Genomic DNA, 15,234 nt, shown 5'->3' with positions numbered 1-15,234 from the left:
CGAGAGAGACCCATGACCGATCTGACAGGCTACCCCGCTCTCGTCCTCAACGCCGACGCCCGGCCGTTGAGCTCGCATCCGCTTTCCACCTGGGGGTGGAAGGACGCGATGACGGCCGTCTTCTTCGGGCGCGTCGACGTCCTCGCGCGGTACGAGCGTTCCGTGCGGACCGCGGGCGGTCGGGAGATCGCGCTGCCTTCGGTGGTGCTGCTGAAGAAGTATGTCGCGCCGGTCCGTCGGGTTTCCGTCACCCGGTTCGGCATCTTCACGCGCGACGGCCACCGGTGCTCCTACTGCCTCGAGCGGAAGCCGACCTCGGAGCTGACGTTCGATCACGTCGTCCCGCGGTCGCGGGGCGGCGAGAGCTCCTGGACGAACCTCGCCGCCGCGTGCATGCCGTGCAACTTCCGGAAGGCCAACCGGACCCCGCGGGAGGCCGGGATGCCGCTGCTCCAGCCGGCATACGAGCCGACCCAGGCCGACCTCTACGCCAAGGGCATGGAGCTCGGAGTGCTCGATCCGATCCCGATCTCGTGGCGGGATTTCGTCTATTGGAGATTGCCTCTCCAAACCTAACGGACGCCTCCGCTCGGCGGAGGCGTCCCCTGACCGATCCGGCCTCAGGCCGCCTCGGCTCTCGGCCGGATCGAGGCGTAGGCGAGACCGGTCGCCACCGAGGTGGCCGCAGCCTCCACGAGCGCCTCGTACATGTCCACGGCTTCGGCCCGGAACTCGACGAGCGGATCGCGGCCGCCGTAGGCCCGGAGCGACACCACGTTCCGAAGATGCTCGAGGGCGGCCACGTGATTGCGCCATGCGAGATCGAGCGAGCTGACGACGACGTAGCGTTCGGCCTCGGCGTAGGCATCCTCGCCGGCGCGCCCGATCTTGACGCCCCGCTTGTCCGCGAACGCCGCGAGGATGGCGTCGGCCACGACCGCGGGTGTCTCGCGCAGCATCGCGCCGTCCAGGGCGACGCCCATGTTCCGGCGGAGATCGGCCGCCATCGCCTCGACGTCACGGTCGTCCGGCAGCAGGTCGGGCGGGGCGTGCCGGGCGACGATGGCGTCTACGGCCATGCCCACCATGTCGCGGGCTATCTCGGAGGCCTCGCCGCCGATCGCGCGCCTGCGGAGCGCGTAGAAGGCCCCGCGCTGGGCGTCGAGCACGTCGTCGTACTTCTTCACCTCCCGGCGCTGCTCCCCGTTCCGGGAGTCCACCTTCAGCTGGGCCTTGGCGATCAGTTTCGCGACGAAGCGGTGCGAGATCGCGTCGTCTTCCGAGATGCCGGCGCGCGCGAGCAGGCGGTCGAGCTTCGGAGAGCCGAACTGGCGCAGCAGATCGTCCTCCAGGGAGAGCATGAAGCGGCTCCGGCCGGGGTTGCCCTGCCGCCCGGAGCGCCCCCGGAGCTGGTCGTCGACGCGACGGGATTCGTGCCGCTCCGTCCCCAGCACGTAGAGGCCGCCGGCCTCGGCCGCGGCGGCAGCCCGCGCGGGATCCTCGTCCCGGCCGCCCAGGCGGATGTCGACGCCGCGGCCCGCCATGTTGGTGGCGATGGTCACGGCACCCGGGAGGCCGGCATCGGCCAGGATGCGGGCCTCGTGCTCGTGGTGACGGGCGTTCAGGACGGCGACGAGACGGAGCGAGGGATCCCGACGCAGCGGCTCGAAGGCGGCCTCGTCCTCGAGATCGATCTGGACGAACCCCTCGGACACCAGAAGAGCGGCGATCTCCTCCGATTTCGCGATGCTCGTCGTCCCCACCAGGATCGGCTGGCCGCGCTCCTTGGCGGCTTTGATCTCCGCCACGACGGCCGAGAGCTTGCCCTTGCGCCTCCGGTAGATCTCGTCGGGCTCGTCGATCCGAATGCAGGGCCTGTTCGGCGGCACGACCGAGACCGGCATGCCATACGTGCGCCCGAACTCGCCGGCCTCCGCGGAGGCCGTCCCGGTCATGCCGGCCCGACCGCGGTACAGCAGAACGAGGTTCTGGAAGCTGATCCCGGCGTAGCTCTGGCTCTCCGGGTGGATGGTGACGCCCTCCTTGGCCTCGACGGCCTGGTGCAGGCCGTCGGACCAGCGTCTGCCGGCGACGAAGCGTCCGGTCGTCTCGTCGACCACGACGATGTCCTGCCCAGCGACCACGTAGTCGCGGTCGACCTCGAGGAGGCGGTGGGCCTTCAGGGACATGAGAGCATGGTGGACGACCCGCACGTTGGCGGCGTCGTAGAGCCCTTCCCCCTGGACGAGTCCCTGCCCGCGGAGGATCTCCTCCAGGCGCTCGTCGCCGGCGTCCGTCAGGACGGCCGTGCGTGTCAGGTGGTCCACGACGACGTCCGCGTCGCCGAGCTGCGCCACGGCCGCGTCGACCTTGGCGTAGAGATCGAGCGGGACGTCGGACGGGCCCGACAGGACGAGGGGTACGCGCGCATCGTCGACCAGGATCGAGTCCGCCTCGTCGATGATCGCGAAGCCGAAGCCTCGCAGGACCTGATCCTCGGGGCGAAGGCGCATGTTGTCGCGAAGGTGGTCGAACCCGACCGCGGGGACCGTGGCATAGGTGACGTCGCGCCCGTACATCTCCCGGCGGAGCGCGTCCTCGTCCGCGCCCAGGCCGGCGGAGCATCCGACGGACACGCCGAGCAGATCGAACACCGGAGCCATCCACTCGGCGTCGCGCTTGGCGAGATAGTCGTTCGCCGTGAGGACGTGGACCGGCATGCCGTCGAGCGAGGCCAGGACGGCGGCGAAGCATGCTGACAGCGTCTTGCCTTCGCCCGTGGCCATCTCGACCACGTTGCCGTGCGCCAGGGCGTAGGCGGCCGCGATCTGGACGTCGTACGCGCGCAGCCCCAGCGCGATCCGGGCCGCCTCCCGGCATGCCGCGAAGACGAGATCCGCCTCGTCCGCAGGCTTCGCTCCGGCCTCGATGCGGGTGCGGACCGCGTGCATCGCGGCCGATACGGCAAGCGTCCCGACCATTTCACCGCCGAGATGGGCGACCCGCGCCACGCCCTCGGCGTAGGGCAGGCTTTGACCGGATTCGAACCGGAAGATGCCGGCGAGGCGGCGAAGCATGTGACGACTCCGGAGGAGGTGGCGTTGCCGAGAAGGAACAGCGAGCGGCAAGTAAGGAACGAAACCGCCACGGGATCAAGCTTGAGATGCGGAGCGCGTTGAACCTTTCGGATCCCCGGACGATCATCCCTCGAAGGCATGGACGGATCGTCATGGACGCACCAGAGATCATCAGAAACAACGGCGAGGCCGTGGCCGACCTGCTCGCGATGCCGCGGCAGCATCGCTTTCACGAGCTCGCCAAGGCGTTCGCGCGGGAGCGGGGGCATGTCGCCGCCGCCGACGGCAGCATCGCGGCGGACGGTCGGACGGTCGCGCAGGGGTGGGTGGGCTACGCCAGGAAGCATCGCGCCGACATCCTGGACTGGATCGTCGACCAAGTGTCGCCCTCGACCAACTTCGAGGCCCTGCTGCAGGCCGAGAACGGCTACTACCCGACGATGCGGATCGATCTGGATTGGCGCATGCTCCCGCTGGCGGATGCCTACGACGCGGCCCAGGAGAACCGAGGCGACAGGAGACGCGCCTTCAGGGCGATGCCGGAAGTGGTCGCCGCCGACCAAGCGGATGCGGGGGAGGTGCCGGCATCCCCGAGGCCATGAGGAACCTGGGCGGGAGCGTCGTCGCTTGACGTCCATTCCTTCGCGGGTTAGCTCGAAACCGCTGCGGACGCGGCTTGGAGAGGTGGCAGAGCGGTTGATCGCGTTGCACTCGAAATGCAAAGTGCTTTTTACAGAGTACCGGGGGTTCGAATCCCTCCCTCTCCGCCAAGAAACGCAGCACACGACGACACGTTGAGGGATAGTAGAACGGGGCACTCTGACTGCCTTAGTCTTGGTTCGAATCCAGGTCCCTCAGCCAAATACAATCGCATACGCCGGTTCTGCCTAGGGCGGGCTGCGAACCCAAGGGTCACCGACCCACTCCTGCAGCCGGCTCGATCCCTTCGCCCCCCGGGTACGCCGAGCATCCGCACCCGGAGACGCGATCCCAAGCCTCGCAGATCTTCCGCACGGGGATCCGGCACCTCGCACGGATGCCGCCGCGCCGGTATCGGAGCAGCTTGGAACGTCTCGACCGTCTTCGGCTCGACGGAAGGAACGCGTTGTCGCGAATGCCCCACCTCGATTTCACACTCCGTTAAAGTCCGGTCGACTAGCCTGCAGCGAAGGAACGAACCGGCCGCGGATACTCGGCTAGACCGAGACGAACTCGCCGGAATGTTCCGAGGTGCAGTCGGGGTTGCAGGTTCGCGGGATGGGCGAGGTTCTACTGATCACCGACGATCCGACCGGGAGCGTCCTGTTCGGACGATCGCTCGGTCCGGACGTGTCGTTCTCGATCCACGACCTGTCCTCGAGCCTCGTCCCGACCGGCAGGGCAGATGCGGTGATCGCGGACGTCGGGGATCTCAGTCCGCGGATGGTCGAACGCATGCGCAGCCTCCTTGCGCAGGTCCGCCGCAACGCGCCGCTCGTCGTGCTTCTCCGCCATGAGAGCGCCCGGGCCCGGCTCCAGGCCGTCGCGCTCGGAGCGACGCTCACGTTGAGTGCGCCCTTCGACCCGAGGTTGATCCACGCGGCTCTCGTCCGGTCCGGCATGCCGTCCCGCGGCCCCAGCCTGAAGGCCGTGCGCAAGGCGGAGACGGCACGGGAGTTCTACCAGTCGGTGTTCACGCCGGAGCGTCCCATCACGCCCACTGTGATCGACAACGGCACCGAGTTCGTAGGTCAGGCGATCCAGGAGACCGGCATCCGCGACTGGATCGCGGCCGTGCGCCAGTTCGACGATGCGACCCACCAGCATTGTCTTCTGGTCGCGGGCTTGGCGGCGGCCTTCGCCTCGAACCTGGGCCTGGGATCCTCCGAGCGCCAGCGCCTCACCCGGGCCGCGCTCCTGCACGACGTCGGCAAGATCCACATCCCCGCGTCGATCCTCAACAAGCCGGGCAAGCTGGACGACGACGAGATGGCGCTCGTCCGCCTTCATCCCGAGCAGGGGTACAGGATCCTGGCCGACCAGGGCTTCGAGCAGGAGATGCTGGGGGTCGTGCGGTCCCACCATGAGATGCTCGACGGCTCGGGGTATCCGGACAGGATCAGGGAGCATCAGATACCGGATCTCGTCCGGGTCGTGACCATCTGCGACATCTACGCGGCCCTGATCGAGCGGCGCCCCTACAAGGCGCCTATGCCGGGCGAAAAGGCCTTCGGGATCCTGAAGGACATGACCGGGCGTCTGGATCAGGTTCTCGTGGACGCCTTCCGTCCCGTGGTCGCCTCCCTGTCGACCGACCTCCCCCAGGCAGCGTGAGGGTAGACCGTCATGCATGTCGCACTCGTCGATCCCAGCCGCGTCGTCCGTAGGTCCGTGTCCGAGATGCTCGTGGCCGGCGGCCATAGCGTCGTGGCGTTCGAGGATTCGGCCGCGGCTCTCGCACACGTCTCCGCCGATCCGACCGTGGACTGTCTTCTGACGAGCCTCGAGGTCCACCCCCTCAACGGCCTCGAACTGTGCTGGTCGCTCCGGGCGCAGGCCGACGAACGGCGGCCGCTCACGATCCTGGTGATGTCGGCCTCGCGGGACACGCGGCCCCTCGACGAGGTGCTCGACAGCGGTGCGGACGACTTCCTCGCGAAGCCGCCCAGCGCGCAGGAGCTGTACGGCCGGCTGCGGAGCGCGGAGCGGGTGCTCAAGCTTCAGACGGCCCTGATCCGGCAGGCCGATACGGACCATCTGACCCAGCTCCTGAACCGGGGAGCCCTGATGCGCGGCGCGCGGACGGCGATCGATGCCGCGTCCGCGGACAATCCTCTGGCCGTGCTGCAGATCGACATCGACCACTTCAAATCGATCAACGACCGGTTCGGCCACGACGTCGGGGATCTCGTCATCCGTTGCGTGTCCGGGGTTCTGCGGGAGAGCGCAGCCCTGGCCGGCCGATTGGGCGGGGAGGAGTTCGCGCTGCTGCTGCCCGGTCAGAACCTGGGCGGCGCGGCCGTGCTCGCCCATCGCATCCGGAGCCGTTGCGCCGAAACCGCCGTGCCGGGCCAAATGGAAGATCTCCGCTTCACGGTGAGCGTCGGCCTGAGCGAATGGTCGGAGGGCGACGACATCGACACCCTGCTCAAGCGAGCGGATCTCGCCCTGTACGCGGCCAAGAAGGCTGGCCGGAACCGTGTCGCGGCCACGACCACCGCCTTGCGGACGGAATTCGTAGCCTGAGATCCCACCGGGAACGGCCGGCGGGATCCCAGGCGTCTTCCGCTACGCCACGGCGGCCGACGTCTTCGTCCGGCGGCCCTTCGCCGGCTTTTCGGCAGGCTCCGATGCCTTCGGGGCCGGCGCCTTTTGGGTCGGTGCCTTCGTCGCCGGTGCCTCGGCGGCCTTCGCGCGGCCGCGCGCCTTGGCCGGCTTCTCGACGGGCTTCTCGGCCGGCGCCGCGGCGGGCTCGACCGGAGCCGCGGGAGCCGACACCTTGCGGTTCTGTCCCAGGCCGAGATTCTTGGCCATCGCCGAACGCTGCTCGGAGTAGCTGGCCGCCACGGAGGGATAGTCCCGCGGGAGGCCGTAGCGCTCCCGGTACTCCGCGATCGTGAGGCCGTTGCCGCTCAGGTGCCGCTTCAGCGTCTTGTAGGGCTTGCCGTCGATGAAGCTGATCAGCGCGTCGGGCTTGATCGACTTCCTGATCTGCGCGGCCGTCGGCTTCCCGACCTCCGGTTCGGCGGAAGCTGAACCGCCTCTAAGGCCGTCGATGGCGGCGTAGATTCCGGACAGTAGGGCCGGCAGTTCCGACGTGGGCACGGAGTTGTTTGATACGTACGCCGAAACGATGTCGGCTGCGTAGCCGATCATGTCGCCGCGATCCTGCGCGGCGAGGGATGTGTTGTCGTCCATGAGAACCTCTTCGGAAAGCGCTCTCGACGGACGTAAGGTTTTCTTTCGCTAGTCAAGGGCTTTAGAGCGGAATTGGTGGCGGATTACACTCTTATCTACCGCTGAAGCCGAAAATCTGGTCCGTACCGCGAGATGTTCGTTCCTGGGAGGAAACTTGCGCAGCCTTGGCGGAAGGGCAGCCGTCTCCGCCCCGGCCCGATGCACGGCTCGTTCACCATCGCCGACGCCGCACGATTGACGTGTCCGGTCCCGCACGCCATTCCTTCACCCGGGTTGGGACAGGTGGCCGAGCGGTTGAAGGCGCACGCCTGGAAAGTGTGTAAACCGGAAACGGTTTCCCGAGTTCGAATCTCGGTCTGTCCGCCATCCCCTACTTTCCAGCGACGGCAGGAACCGTGATCAGGACGCTCGCTTCGGCATTCGCTCTCGTTCTTTCCTTCCAGAACGCGATGGCCATGGGTCCCTCCACCCGGATGGAGCGGGACGGCTTCGTCATCGACATCGCATCCAACGGCGGCAACTGCACCGGCTGCGAATGGCTCGTGGTCGACGGCAGGATCCCGGCCGACGCCGGCACCCTGCTCGAGACGTGGATCAAGAAGAACGACTACGTCGGCGTCCCCCTCACGGTCGTCATGAATTCGAACGGGGGCAGCCTCCTGGGCGGCATACGCCTGGGCCAGACGATCCGCAGGCTCGGGCTGAAGACCGAGGTCGGGAAGACCGTTCCGGAACCCGACATGCCGAACTTCCAGAAGCAGGACAGGGGCGGCTGCTACTCGTCGTGCGCCTACGCCTTTCTAGGCGGCGTGCACCGCATGGCGCAGCCCGGCACCTACGGCGTGCATCAGTTCTACTCGGACGCGTTCTTCGACGCGCCCGCGCAGAAGGCCTTCTCGGCGATGGACCTCTCCTCGCAGCAGGCACTCACGGGCGTGATCCTGGCCTACGTCGTCGAGATGGGTGCCGATCCGCAGGTCGTCGTGGCGGCGAACGGGATGCGCCCGGACGAGATCTTCAAGCCTTCGGAGCAGCAGCTGAAGGACTGGAAGGTGATCTTTGATCCGGACGCCTACGGCGGCTGGAAGATCGAGTCCTTCAAGGACGGGATCGTGCTGTTCACCCGGTCCCAGAGCGGCAGGAGCCAGCTGAGCCTGACCTGCAGCCGCGGCGGTGCGGAACTCCTGGTGACGCGCAAGGGCCTGACCCCGAAGTACGTCGCCGACGTCGCCCAGTCCTACGGGTCGATGGAGAGCTTCTCGTTCTTCGACCGGGTCGTGCCGCGGCAGGCCACGAAGTTCGCGAAGACCCCGGACGGCTTCGCCCTGCGCGTTCCCCTCGCGAAGGTCGATCTCGACACGATGCAGGGCTACCGCAAACCGCAGGGCGGCCTGGAGGAGGGCCCCAACGAGCCGCACGCGAACATGGGCGTGTTCTTCGAAAGCTTCCCGATCGACGGCCTCGAGCGGCACGTCCGCCTGCTCCGTCGCAACTGCGCCTCCTGAGGGTGAGGACATCCATGGCCGCACCGGACGCCGACGAGGTCCGACGCCTCCGGGATCTCACGGGATCCAGCCTGATGGACTGCAGGCGGGCCTACGAGATGGCGGAGGAGTTCGGCGGCGACGTCGTGGTAGCGTTGGCCGTCCTGCACCGGGCCGGCATCGCCATCCACCACAAGGGCGACCGGGATGCGTGGAACCGGAAGGGAGCCCCGGCACAGGCCGAATGCTGGCGGGCTTCGATACCCGGTCTGGCCGAGTCCTTTCCTCCCCGCGCCGCCGGCGCGTCGAGCTGCAGCGAGCGCTGAAGCCGAACCGATCGGTTGCCCGACCGAGGTGGAACCCCGCCATCGATCCGGTCGTCCCGCCGGGCGGGCGGAAGGGCCTCAGCCGCGCGGGGGCGTCGATGCGCCGGTCGGAGCGGTCGTGCGGAAGCTCTCGGCCACCGCCTCCGCCTCCGGCCGTCCCATTCCGGCCGCCTCGAGCGTCGCCGCGTCCAGCGACGGTTCGCCGTGCTCCCAGGGTATGTTCAGATCGATCCGGGAGGCGCCGCCATCCCGATTGAGCAGCACCCGGCCGGTGGTCCGGACACTGCGGCTCCGCTCGACGAACGCGTCGGACACGGCCCAGTAGCGCATTCCCGCGTCGTCCAGCGCCCGCGCGAGATCCCAGATGGGCGACAACGGATCGTCCGGCTCGTCGAAATCGATCTCGACGGTCCTTCCGGCCGCCTCCGACAGGTGGGCGACGAGATCGTCGAACTCGGGATTCTCGCGACCGTCGACCTCGCAGTTCAGATCGGCGAGGATGTCGGCGATCGCCGATGCGTCCGCGGGGACGACGAACAGGATGCGTGCGCTCGGCATGACGATGGCTCGGGTGACGATGCCCGCACCAGAGCGCTTCGGTCCGCAAAAGGCAACGCGGGCTTCATGGGCGCCTCGCTGCGGGATGACGTCCGGCGTCCCCTTCCCTATCTTCCTCGCAGGCCGAAGCCCGGAGACGACACCTGAAACGAGCGCCGGAACCCGTCAGAACCGCCTCCGAAGCGGCCATCGAAGCCGCGTGCGCGGAGGTCGCGGGCGAATGCGTCGCCGGCCCGAGCCCCGCAGATCTCGACGCGGCGCCTTTCCTGCAGGACTGGTCCCTGTGCCGACATCCCGACGTCGGCGGCTGCGTTCTCACGGGCCGCGTGTTCGGTCACCCCGCGATCGTCGACGGCACGCGCATCCACACGTCCCACGTCGCCGTGCTCGACGAGGAGGGCGGCCGCTGGGCCAGGACGATATCGCGCTACTACCTTCTGGGTCGCCCGGAGGGTGAGACGATCCACTAGAGCGCAGGACGGGTCGAGGTTCGCGGGTCGCGGCCACGATGGGCAATGGACCCGTGGGCTTGCGGCGGACCAAGCCTTCGGGTGATGCTGCGGGCATGGTTCGCCGAGACGTCCGGTGAGGTCGATGTCGCAACCCGGATCCTTCGCAACGCTCATCCTCGAAGGCGCGCCGGCGATCGAAGATGGCCGCCCGGGTTCCTTCGATGGGATCCGCGTCATGGCGGAGGCCCTGAAGTCGCTGTTCCGGAACGACGGAGCAGGCGGCGGCGACCCGTCGGCGGAGCTCGGCGTGCATTCGATCGGGTTCGTTCCGTCGCTGCGGATCGAGATCCTCGTGCCCTCCACGGCGGTAGGCTTCGTCGGCTCGGCGATCGATGCGGTCGGCAGCTGCCTCGACGCCGCCTTCGACGGGAACGAGCCCGAACAGACCGAGGCCGACATCCGGATGGCCGGCGTGCTCGGGGCCATGCTCGGGGCGGGCGGATGGAACGGCGTGCGCATCGCCCTACGGGAGGACGGCTGGGAAACCCGGGTGGTCGTCGTTCCCGCCGGGATCGCACCGGCGCTCGCGCGTCTGGCCGCACGTCGGTCTCCGGGCGATTGAACGGCGACGCTTGGCGCGCGTTGTTCGGGCTGTTCGGAGGTTGGAAGATGCGGTTCGGATCGGTCTTTGCCGTCGCGGCGGTCCTTCTCGTCACGGGCGGAGCCGTGAGCGCCCGCGCGGAAGGCGATCTCGACCGGTTCGGGAAGTGGGTCGATTCCAAGCGCTACGGCGAGGTCTGGGTCCCGAAGGTCGGCCTCGGCTGGAGCCCGACCAACAACGGCACCTACCGCCAGGCGGATTCGGGCGAGTGGTTCTGGGTCTCGGCCGATCCCTTCTGGAGCATCACGTCGCGGGACGGGCGCTGGCTGAAGGACCGGGGCGAGAAGTGGGTCTGGAAGCCCGGACTGCCGCCTCAGCCGACGGGAGAGGGCCTCGGGGGCGGCATCGTGCCGATCGTCGGGTCCGCCGGCCCCGCCCTACCTCCTCACGTGGCCCGCGCCCGCGAGGCCCGATACGAGAGGACGGTGCGCGATCTGCCGCTCGTCGCGGCGCCCATGGCGTTGCCGCCCCTGCCCCCACGGAACCGCGGGGGCTACTGAGGCACCTGCTTCAGCGGTAGCTGGGGCCCGACCAGGATTCGCCGCCGTAGGCCTGGATCCTGATGACGTCGAGGGCCTGGGAGCCGTCGATCTGCGCGACGTTCGAGCGGCCGAACGCCGAGGACAGGTCCGGACCGTGCCCCGACACCACGGTGAAGCCGATGCCGGTGGCGAGCGCCAGCAGCGCGGCCGTGCGCAGGATCTTCGACTGCTCGGGGCGGACGCCCTCCGGAACGAACGTGGTGACCGGGGTGCGGGCGTATCTGGCTGCGGTCGCGGTGTCTTTCACGGATGCCTCCTGCGTTCCTTCGCAGGCTTGCAGCGGGCCCCGAAAATCGCAACGGCCGCCGCCTCGACACCTTTCATTCCTTCGGCTACCTCGGAGTGGCACCGGGGAATTCAGCTTTGCGCATCCTGTTCCTTCTGGCCGCGCTCCTGACCGCCGCTCCGGCCACGGCGCAGACGCCCGTGCGGATCTGGCATGCCCTGTCCGGTCCGCAGAAGACGGCGCTCGAGACCATGGCGGCGGCCTTCAACAACGCCAATCCCGACTACGCGGTGAAGCCGGTCGCACTGACCCAGACCTCGACGCTGCTCGCGCGCGTCGCGGACGAGCAGCGTCGGGCGCGCCCGGAGGGCCCTCCGCTCGTCATCGTGTCCGAGGCGGCCGCCGGCGACATGGTCGCGGCCGGCGGCCTCGCCTATCCGGTATCGCAGCTGCTGACCGACATGGCGGAGCCCTACGATCCGGAAGCCTTCCTGCCCGCCGTTCGGGCGAGCTTCTCGGACGCCGCAGGCGCCCTTCTGGCGCTGCCGTTCCTCCTCACCACCCCGGTCCTCTACGTCGATGCCAAGGCCGTGCGGGACGCCGGCTTCGATCCCGCCAAGGATCTGAAGACCTGGGCCGGCTTCGAGGGCGTGGCGGCCCGGATATCGGCCGCAGGCGGCGGTTCGTGCGCGGCGGCGATGCAGGCCCCGCCCTGGATCGCGGTCGAGAACCTGCTGGCCATGCACGACCGCCCGTTCGCGTCCTTCGACAACGGGCGCGGGACGGACCCGCGGATCTCCGCCGACGTCGACTTCCTCGCGCGGCACCTCACCCGCCTCGTCGACATGGCCCGGGGCGGTGCGCTCCGGCCGAGGACGTCGGGCGTCGAGCCGGTCGGCGCATTCGTCGGCCGGGCCTGTCCGATGCTGCTGGGCACCTCCGGGCTGCTCGGTCATATCCGGTCGCGGGCCGCCTTCGACCTCGCCGTTCTGCCGCTCCCGTACCTCGACGACGTGACCAACCCGCCCAAGCCGTCGCTTCCCGGCGGGTTCGCGCTTTGGGCGCTGCGCGGGCGTCCTCCCGCGGAGATGAAGGGCGCGGCGAAGTTCGCGGCGTTCGTGGCCTCTCCCGACGCCCAGGCGTGGCTGGCGCGCGAGCTCCGTTCGATCCCGTCGACGTTCGAAGGCTGGAGACGGGTGCAGACCGACGGGACGACGACGGCGGAGCCCGGCCTCGCCGTGGCCGCATCGGAACTGGCCGGCCAGATGCCGACGGCCGCCTCGAAGAGCCCGCGCCTGCCGGGCAAGGCCGACATCGAGGGCTACTTCGAGGCGGCCTTCGACAACGCGTTCCTGGGAACGAAGCAGCCCAGGCCGGCCGTGGTCGACGCCGTGCAGCGCGCCGACATCCTCCTGCGGGAGAGGCGGGACGGCGAACGCTAGACGGCCTCAGGGCATGCGCGGCGCGTAGGCGCCCTGCGGGGGCTCGAGCTCGACGAACATGGACTGGGAGCGGGCCACCTCCGGATCGCAGCCGGGCACCCACGGGAACAGACCCTCCACGTCGGGCCAGACCACCTGCAGCGCCTGGAACTGCGCCGGATCGCGGTTCGCCGCCTCCAGGGCGAACCGGCCGGCGCGCTCGACGGGAAGGGACCGGAACATGACGCTGCGGTCGGCGACCCGGTCCGAAAGCTCTCCGTCGGTCACGCCCGACCGGTCGAACACGTCCCGGGCGGCGTTCAGAAGGATCGTGCGTCCGAGATCGGGGTCGACGCCGGACACCAGCAGCTCGGGCAGGCCGCGGTCGGTCATGCCTACGGTGTGGGACCAGGGCCCCTCCCCCGAAAGGAAGGAGCGGACGGCTACGTAGTCCGTTCTTTGGGAGCGATGCTCGGCCATGGAAACCTCCCGGGGTCTGGCGGTTTGCGTCGTGCAGGTACAAGCTGCGCAGTTGGCCGCCGTTCCTTCGGATACATAGCAGATGAAGCTTGATTTTTCGAGGCTCCTTTCTCCGGAGCAGCAGGCGCGGCTCGAGCGCAAGGCCGCGACGCTCGCACGGATGCACGCGCTGCCGGATCGCTGGCTCGGGCGCGAGCTCGCGCAGCTCGCCCGCAGGCTCCGCGGTTCCGTGCCGGAACTCGCCTCTCCCGTGCTCGATACCGACGGCTACACCAAGCACCTCCTCTGGGACGTCGTGCCGGAACTCGCGAGACGCCTGGGCGAACCTCTGGAGCACAACGAGTCGAAGGACATCTGGCTGCGCACGGCGGAAGGAGAGGAGTTGCGGCGCGACGTGGCGAACTGCCTGCTCAACACCTCGGCGATCTGGCTGATGCGGATCGTGCCGGAGGAACGCCAGGACGACCTGGCCGTGCTGATGAACGAGGCGGCCAACGGTTCGCCGGTCGCTCTCGCGCTCGACAGGCTCGTGCCGCCCGGGCACGACTCGACGGACCGCCTCGCCGCATCCCTCCGCGAGGTCTCCCGCGCCCGGGGGCACGAGGCGATGCCGGCGTGGCACCCGGGTCTGCAGCTGGACCCTCCGGTGCTGGAGGCGGCCTCTCCACGCATCTGAGCGCCCCGCTCCTTCCGCGGCGGCCGATTGCGGTCTATGTCCGAAGGAGCGGTGCATACCGCCGGAGTAGCCGATGCCCTTCCTGATCGCCCTGCTCGTCGCTCTCGCGCCGGTTCCGGCACTGGCGGCCGCCGGCGCCAGTGCGGGCGAAAGCGCCTCGATGATCCTCCACACGGTCGGCGCCGCGCTGCAGCTTTCGGGCTTCCTGGTCGTCGCCACGACCCTGTGGCGGATCGCGATGCCGTCCTCCGACCCGGATCGGCGGCTCTCGAAGCTGATCGCGCTTCTACTCATCGGCGCCGTCATGGTCGGCGGTCCCGAGTCCGCAGGCATGGGCATGTTCGGCCGCACGGCCGCGGACGTGCCCGAGACGGCGCGGCCCACCGAGGCGACGGCGAGCTCGCCGATAGGAACGGCCGTCGATCCGACGGCTCCGACCATCCTCGACGACGCGGGCTTCTGGGGATCCCTCAACAAGTCGATCGGCGGCGTCCGTGCGGAGGGCGTCGCCAGGATCTCGATCCTTCAGATCATCCTCTCGCTCATGGCGATCGCCGCGCTCCTGATCCTGACGATCGCCTTGCGGGTGCGCGCGGACGATGGAGCGGACGACGGAGTTTCCGAACGCGGGAACCGTTCGTCGGTCCGGGCGGCATCCGCACGTCGGGACGCGGGCCTCCACGTCGGGACCGGTGGATCCCCGGGCGGCGACACGCTCGTCGAACTCGTCCTCAGGATCCGGGAATGGCTCCACCGGTGGTATCACCTGACCCTCGATGCGCTCCTGGAGGCGAAACGGCGCCTCGAGATCTTCGCGCGCAAGGTCGGCCAGATCACACGGACCGAAGGCGGAGCGGCGGCCGTCACGATGGTGATGACCGAGGTGCGCTCCATCGGCGACGACATCTCGGCGCGTTTCGAAGGGCTGATGGACAAGGCATCGGACAGGCGACTGTCCCAGGCGGGCGCCTCCGCGCGGGCGGTCGCGAACGCCGGCTGGATCCTCCGCAGTCACTCGCTGCCGGGCGGGCGTGCCGCCGTCGGCGATCTCGGCGTTCGGGTCGGCGCAGTCCTGGGCGAGAGGGCCGATCCGGAGAAGGTGGCCGAGAGGCTCGCCTACGTGCTCGACGGCGTCGATCTGGGGGCGCCGGAGATCTGGGTCGAACGCATCGAGGACCGGTACTACCTCGCGGAGCCGGCGGCCGTGGCGTCCGGCCTGGCCAGCTTCCGCCGGGTCGACGCCCTCCGGGTCGACTGGATCGAAAGCGCCGCCGCATGGTGCCTGAGGCCGAAGGGGCGTCGCGAGATCCGACCGCGCCGCGCCGAGGCCCCGGTCCCCGTCCAGGAAGGAACGACACCCTCGACAGGCCTGCGGATCCGATCAATGCTCGCTGATCTCAAAGGAAAGATCGCACAGTGACGCAACGGGTGTTC

General features: G+C 69.1%; 17 protein-coding genes and 3 tRNA genes. 15 read left to right on the top strand and 5 right to left on the bottom strand.

Features of this window, described 5'->3' with window-relative positions; all coding sequences use genetic code 11:
* The first annotated feature begins 12 nt into the window (after nucleotides 1-12).
* Nucleotides 13-576 (top strand): HNH endonuclease, encoded by a 564-nt coding sequence (locus PQI07_RS26030; RefSeq protein WP_274927932.1) that lies wholly within the window; start codon nucleotides 13-15, stop codon nucleotides 574-576.
* Between the two features lie 44 nt (nucleotides 577-620).
* On the opposite strand, the gene PQI07_RS26025 is transcribed toward PQI07_RS26030, so the two are convergent.
* Nucleotides 621-3,077, bottom strand: coding sequence for a preprotein translocase subunit SecA (locus PQI07_RS26025; protein ID WP_274927931.1), 2,457 nt, complete (start codon nucleotides 3,075-3,077; stop codon nucleotides 621-623).
* Between the two features lie 152 nt (nucleotides 3,078-3,229).
* On the opposite strand from PQI07_RS26025, the gene PQI07_RS26020 reads away from it, so the two are divergent.
* The 5 genes from PQI07_RS26020 to PQI07_RS26000 all read left to right on the top strand — a co-directional run bounded on the left by PQI07_RS26020 (nucleotide 3,230) and on the right by PQI07_RS26000 (nucleotide 6,302).
* Nucleotides 3,230-3,679: a hypothetical protein gene (locus tag PQI07_RS26020; protein WP_274927930.1), complete on the top strand. Its 450-nt coding sequence runs from the start codon at nucleotides 3,230-3,232 to the stop codon at nucleotides 3,677-3,679.
* A gap of 76 nt (nucleotides 3,680-3,755) precedes the next feature.
* Nucleotides 3,756-3,847, top strand: a tRNA-Ser gene (locus tag PQI07_RS26015).
* A 25-nt stretch (nucleotides 3,848-3,872) separates the two neighbouring features.
* A tRNA-Gln gene (locus PQI07_RS26010) sits at nucleotides 3,873-3,938 on the top strand.
* 396 nt (nucleotides 3,939-4,334) lie between these two features.
* A complete protein-coding gene (locus PQI07_RS26005) occupies nucleotides 4,335-5,390 on the top strand; it encodes an HD-GYP domain-containing protein (RefSeq protein ID WP_274927929.1) in 1,056 nt (351 codons plus the stop codon).
* 12 nt (nucleotides 5,391-5,402) lie between these two features.
* Complete coding sequence (locus PQI07_RS26000) at nucleotides 5,403-6,302, top strand: GGDEF domain-containing response regulator (RefSeq protein ID WP_274927928.1); 900 nt, start codon at nucleotides 5,403-5,405, stop codon at nucleotides 6,300-6,302.
* 42 nt (nucleotides 6,303-6,344) lie between these two features.
* Here PQI07_RS26000 and PQI07_RS25995 read toward each other — a convergent pair whose 3' ends face one another.
* The gene (locus tag PQI07_RS25995) at nucleotides 6,345-6,974 is read right to left on the bottom strand and encodes a Ros/MucR family transcriptional regulator (RefSeq protein ID WP_274927927.1); all 630 of its coding nucleotides are present in this window, start codon (nucleotides 6,972-6,974) and stop codon (nucleotides 6,345-6,347) included.
* Nucleotides 6,975-7,250: 276 nt separating this feature from the next.
* On the opposite strand from PQI07_RS25995, the gene PQI07_RS25990 reads away from it, so the two are divergent.
* The 3 genes from PQI07_RS25990 (at nucleotide 7,251) to PQI07_RS25980 (ending at nucleotide 8,784) form a co-directional block, all read left to right on the top strand.
* Nucleotides 7,251-7,340, top strand: a tRNA-Ser gene (locus PQI07_RS25990).
* An 89-nt stretch (nucleotides 7,341-7,429) separates the two neighbouring features.
* Nucleotides 7,430-8,479 (top strand): COG3904 family protein, encoded by a 1,050-nt coding sequence (locus PQI07_RS25985; RefSeq protein WP_274927926.1) that lies wholly within the window; start codon nucleotides 7,430-7,432, stop codon nucleotides 8,477-8,479.
* 14 nt (nucleotides 8,480-8,493) lie between these two features.
* Nucleotides 8,494-8,784, top strand: coding sequence for a hypothetical protein (locus tag PQI07_RS25980; RefSeq protein ID WP_274927925.1), 291 nt, complete (start codon nucleotides 8,494-8,496; stop codon nucleotides 8,782-8,784).
* Between the two features lie 78 nt (nucleotides 8,785-8,862).
* Here the strand turns inward: PQI07_RS25980 and PQI07_RS25975 are convergent, their stop codons facing one another.
* Nucleotides 8,863-9,342, bottom strand: a complete 480-nt coding sequence (locus tag PQI07_RS25975) for a hypothetical protein (protein ID WP_274927924.1) — start codon at nucleotides 9,340-9,342, stop codon at nucleotides 8,863-8,865.
* A gap of 143 nt (nucleotides 9,343-9,485) precedes the next feature.
* Between PQI07_RS25975 and PQI07_RS37750 the strand changes: the two genes are divergently transcribed.
* The 3 genes from PQI07_RS37750 (at nucleotide 9,486) to PQI07_RS25960 (ending at nucleotide 10,955) form a co-directional block, all read left to right on the top strand.
* The gene (locus PQI07_RS37750) at nucleotides 9,486-9,812 is read left to right on the top strand and encodes a DUF6634 family protein (RefSeq protein ID WP_342462672.1); all 327 of its coding nucleotides are present in this window, start codon (nucleotides 9,486-9,488) and stop codon (nucleotides 9,810-9,812) included.
* Between the two features lie 217 nt (nucleotides 9,813-10,029).
* Nucleotides 10,030-10,416, top strand: coding sequence for a hypothetical protein (locus tag PQI07_RS25965; RefSeq protein ID WP_274927922.1), 387 nt, complete (start codon nucleotides 10,030-10,032; stop codon nucleotides 10,414-10,416).
* A gap of 47 nt (nucleotides 10,417-10,463) precedes the next feature.
* Nucleotides 10,464-10,955: a DUF6600 domain-containing protein gene (locus PQI07_RS25960; protein ID WP_274927921.1), complete on the top strand. Its 492-nt coding sequence runs from the start codon at nucleotides 10,464-10,466 to the stop codon at nucleotides 10,953-10,955.
* A gap of 10 nt (nucleotides 10,956-10,965) precedes the next feature.
* Here the strand turns inward: PQI07_RS25960 and PQI07_RS25955 are convergent, their stop codons facing one another.
* The gene (locus PQI07_RS25955; RefSeq protein ID WP_274927920.1) at nucleotides 10,966-11,244 is read right to left on the bottom strand and encodes a hypothetical protein; all 279 of its coding nucleotides are present in this window, start codon (nucleotides 11,242-11,244) and stop codon (nucleotides 10,966-10,968) included.
* Nucleotides 11,245-11,360: 116 nt separating this feature from the next.
* On the opposite strand from PQI07_RS25955, the gene PQI07_RS25950 reads away from it, so the two are divergent.
* Nucleotides 11,361-12,665 carry an extracellular solute-binding protein gene (locus PQI07_RS25950; RefSeq protein WP_274927919.1) on the top strand — a complete coding sequence of 435 codons (1,305 nt, stop codon included), beginning with the start codon at nucleotides 11,361-11,363 and terminating at the stop codon, nucleotides 12,663-12,665.
* 6 nt (nucleotides 12,666-12,671) lie between these two features.
* Here PQI07_RS25950 and PQI07_RS25945 read toward each other — a convergent pair whose 3' ends face one another.
* Nucleotides 12,672-13,124: a DUF4262 domain-containing protein gene (locus tag PQI07_RS25945; RefSeq protein WP_274927918.1), complete on the bottom strand. Its 453-nt coding sequence runs from the start codon at nucleotides 13,122-13,124 to the stop codon at nucleotides 12,672-12,674.
* Nucleotides 13,125-13,206: 82 nt separating this feature from the next.
* Between PQI07_RS25945 and PQI07_RS25940 the strand changes: the two genes are divergently transcribed.
* On the top strand, nucleotides 13,207-13,800 hold the full coding sequence (locus tag PQI07_RS25940; RefSeq protein WP_274927917.1) for a hypothetical protein: 594 nt from the start codon (nucleotides 13,207-13,209) through the stop codon (nucleotides 13,798-13,800).
* A gap of 73 nt (nucleotides 13,801-13,873) precedes the next feature.
* The gene (locus tag PQI07_RS25935) at nucleotides 13,874-15,220 is read left to right on the top strand and encodes a hypothetical protein (protein WP_274927916.1); all 1,347 of its coding nucleotides are present in this window, start codon (nucleotides 13,874-13,876) and stop codon (nucleotides 15,218-15,220) included.
* The last annotated feature ends 14 nt before the right edge of the window (nucleotides 15,221-15,234 follow it).

It is taken from the genome of Methylobacterium sp. 092160098-2 (assembly GCF_028920805.1).
Taxonomy (GTDB): Bacteria; Pseudomonadota; Alphaproteobacteria; order Rhizobiales; family Beijerinckiaceae; genus Methylobacterium; species Methylobacterium fujisawaense.
The sequence above is the reverse complement of the archived record's forward strand: the minus strand, read 5'-3'. Positions and strand labels throughout refer to the sequence as shown.

Bases quoted from the DNA above. Each gene is read 5' to 3' on its own strand.
- PQI07_RS26025 (WP_274927931.1), bottom strand. From the start codon at position 3,077: ATGCTTCGCCGCCTCGCCGGCATCTTCCGGTTCGAATCCGGTCAAAGC.
- PQI07_RS25935 (WP_274927916.1), top strand. From the start codon at position 13,874: ATGCCCTTCCTGATCGCCCTGCTCGTCGCTCTCGCGCCGGTTCCGGCA.
- PQI07_RS26030 (WP_274927932.1), top strand. From the start codon at position 13: ATGACCGATCTGACAGGCTACCCCGCTCTCGTCCTCAACGCCGACGCC.
- PQI07_RS26020 (WP_274927930.1), top strand. From the start codon at position 3,230: ATGGACGCACCAGAGATCATCAGAAACAACGGCGAGGCCGTGGCCGAC.
- PQI07_RS25980 (WP_274927925.1), top strand. From the start codon at position 8,494: ATGGCCGCACCGGACGCCGACGAGGTCCGACGCCTCCGGGATCTCACG.
- PQI07_RS25985 (WP_274927926.1), top strand. From the start codon at position 7,430: ATGGGTCCCTCCACCCGGATGGAGCGGGACGGCTTCGTCATCGACATC.
- PQI07_RS26005 (WP_274927929.1), top strand. From the start codon at position 4,335: ATGGGCGAGGTTCTACTGATCACCGACGATCCGACCGGGAGCGTCCTG.
- PQI07_RS26000 (WP_274927928.1), top strand. From the start codon at position 5,403: ATGCATGTCGCACTCGTCGATCCCAGCCGCGTCGTCCGTAGGTCCGTG.
- PQI07_RS25995 (WP_274927927.1), bottom strand. From the start codon at position 6,974: ATGGACGACAACACATCCCTCGCCGCGCAGGATCGCGGCGACATGATC.
- PQI07_RS25960 (WP_274927921.1), top strand. From the start codon at position 10,464: ATGCGGTTCGGATCGGTCTTTGCCGTCGCGGCGGTCCTTCTCGTCACG.
- PQI07_RS25945 (WP_274927918.1), bottom strand. From the start codon at position 13,124: ATGGCCGAGCATCGCTCCCAAAGAACGGACTACGTAGCCGTCCGCTCC.
- PQI07_RS25940 (WP_274927917.1), top strand. From the start codon at position 13,207: ATGAAGCTTGATTTTTCGAGGCTCCTTTCTCCGGAGCAGCAGGCGCGG.
- PQI07_RS25965 (WP_274927922.1), top strand. From the start codon at position 10,030: ATGGCGGAGGCCCTGAAGTCGCTGTTCCGGAACGACGGAGCAGGCGGC.
- PQI07_RS25975 (WP_274927924.1), bottom strand. From the start codon at position 9,342: ATGCCGAGCGCACGCATCCTGTTCGTCGTCCCCGCGGACGCATCGGCG.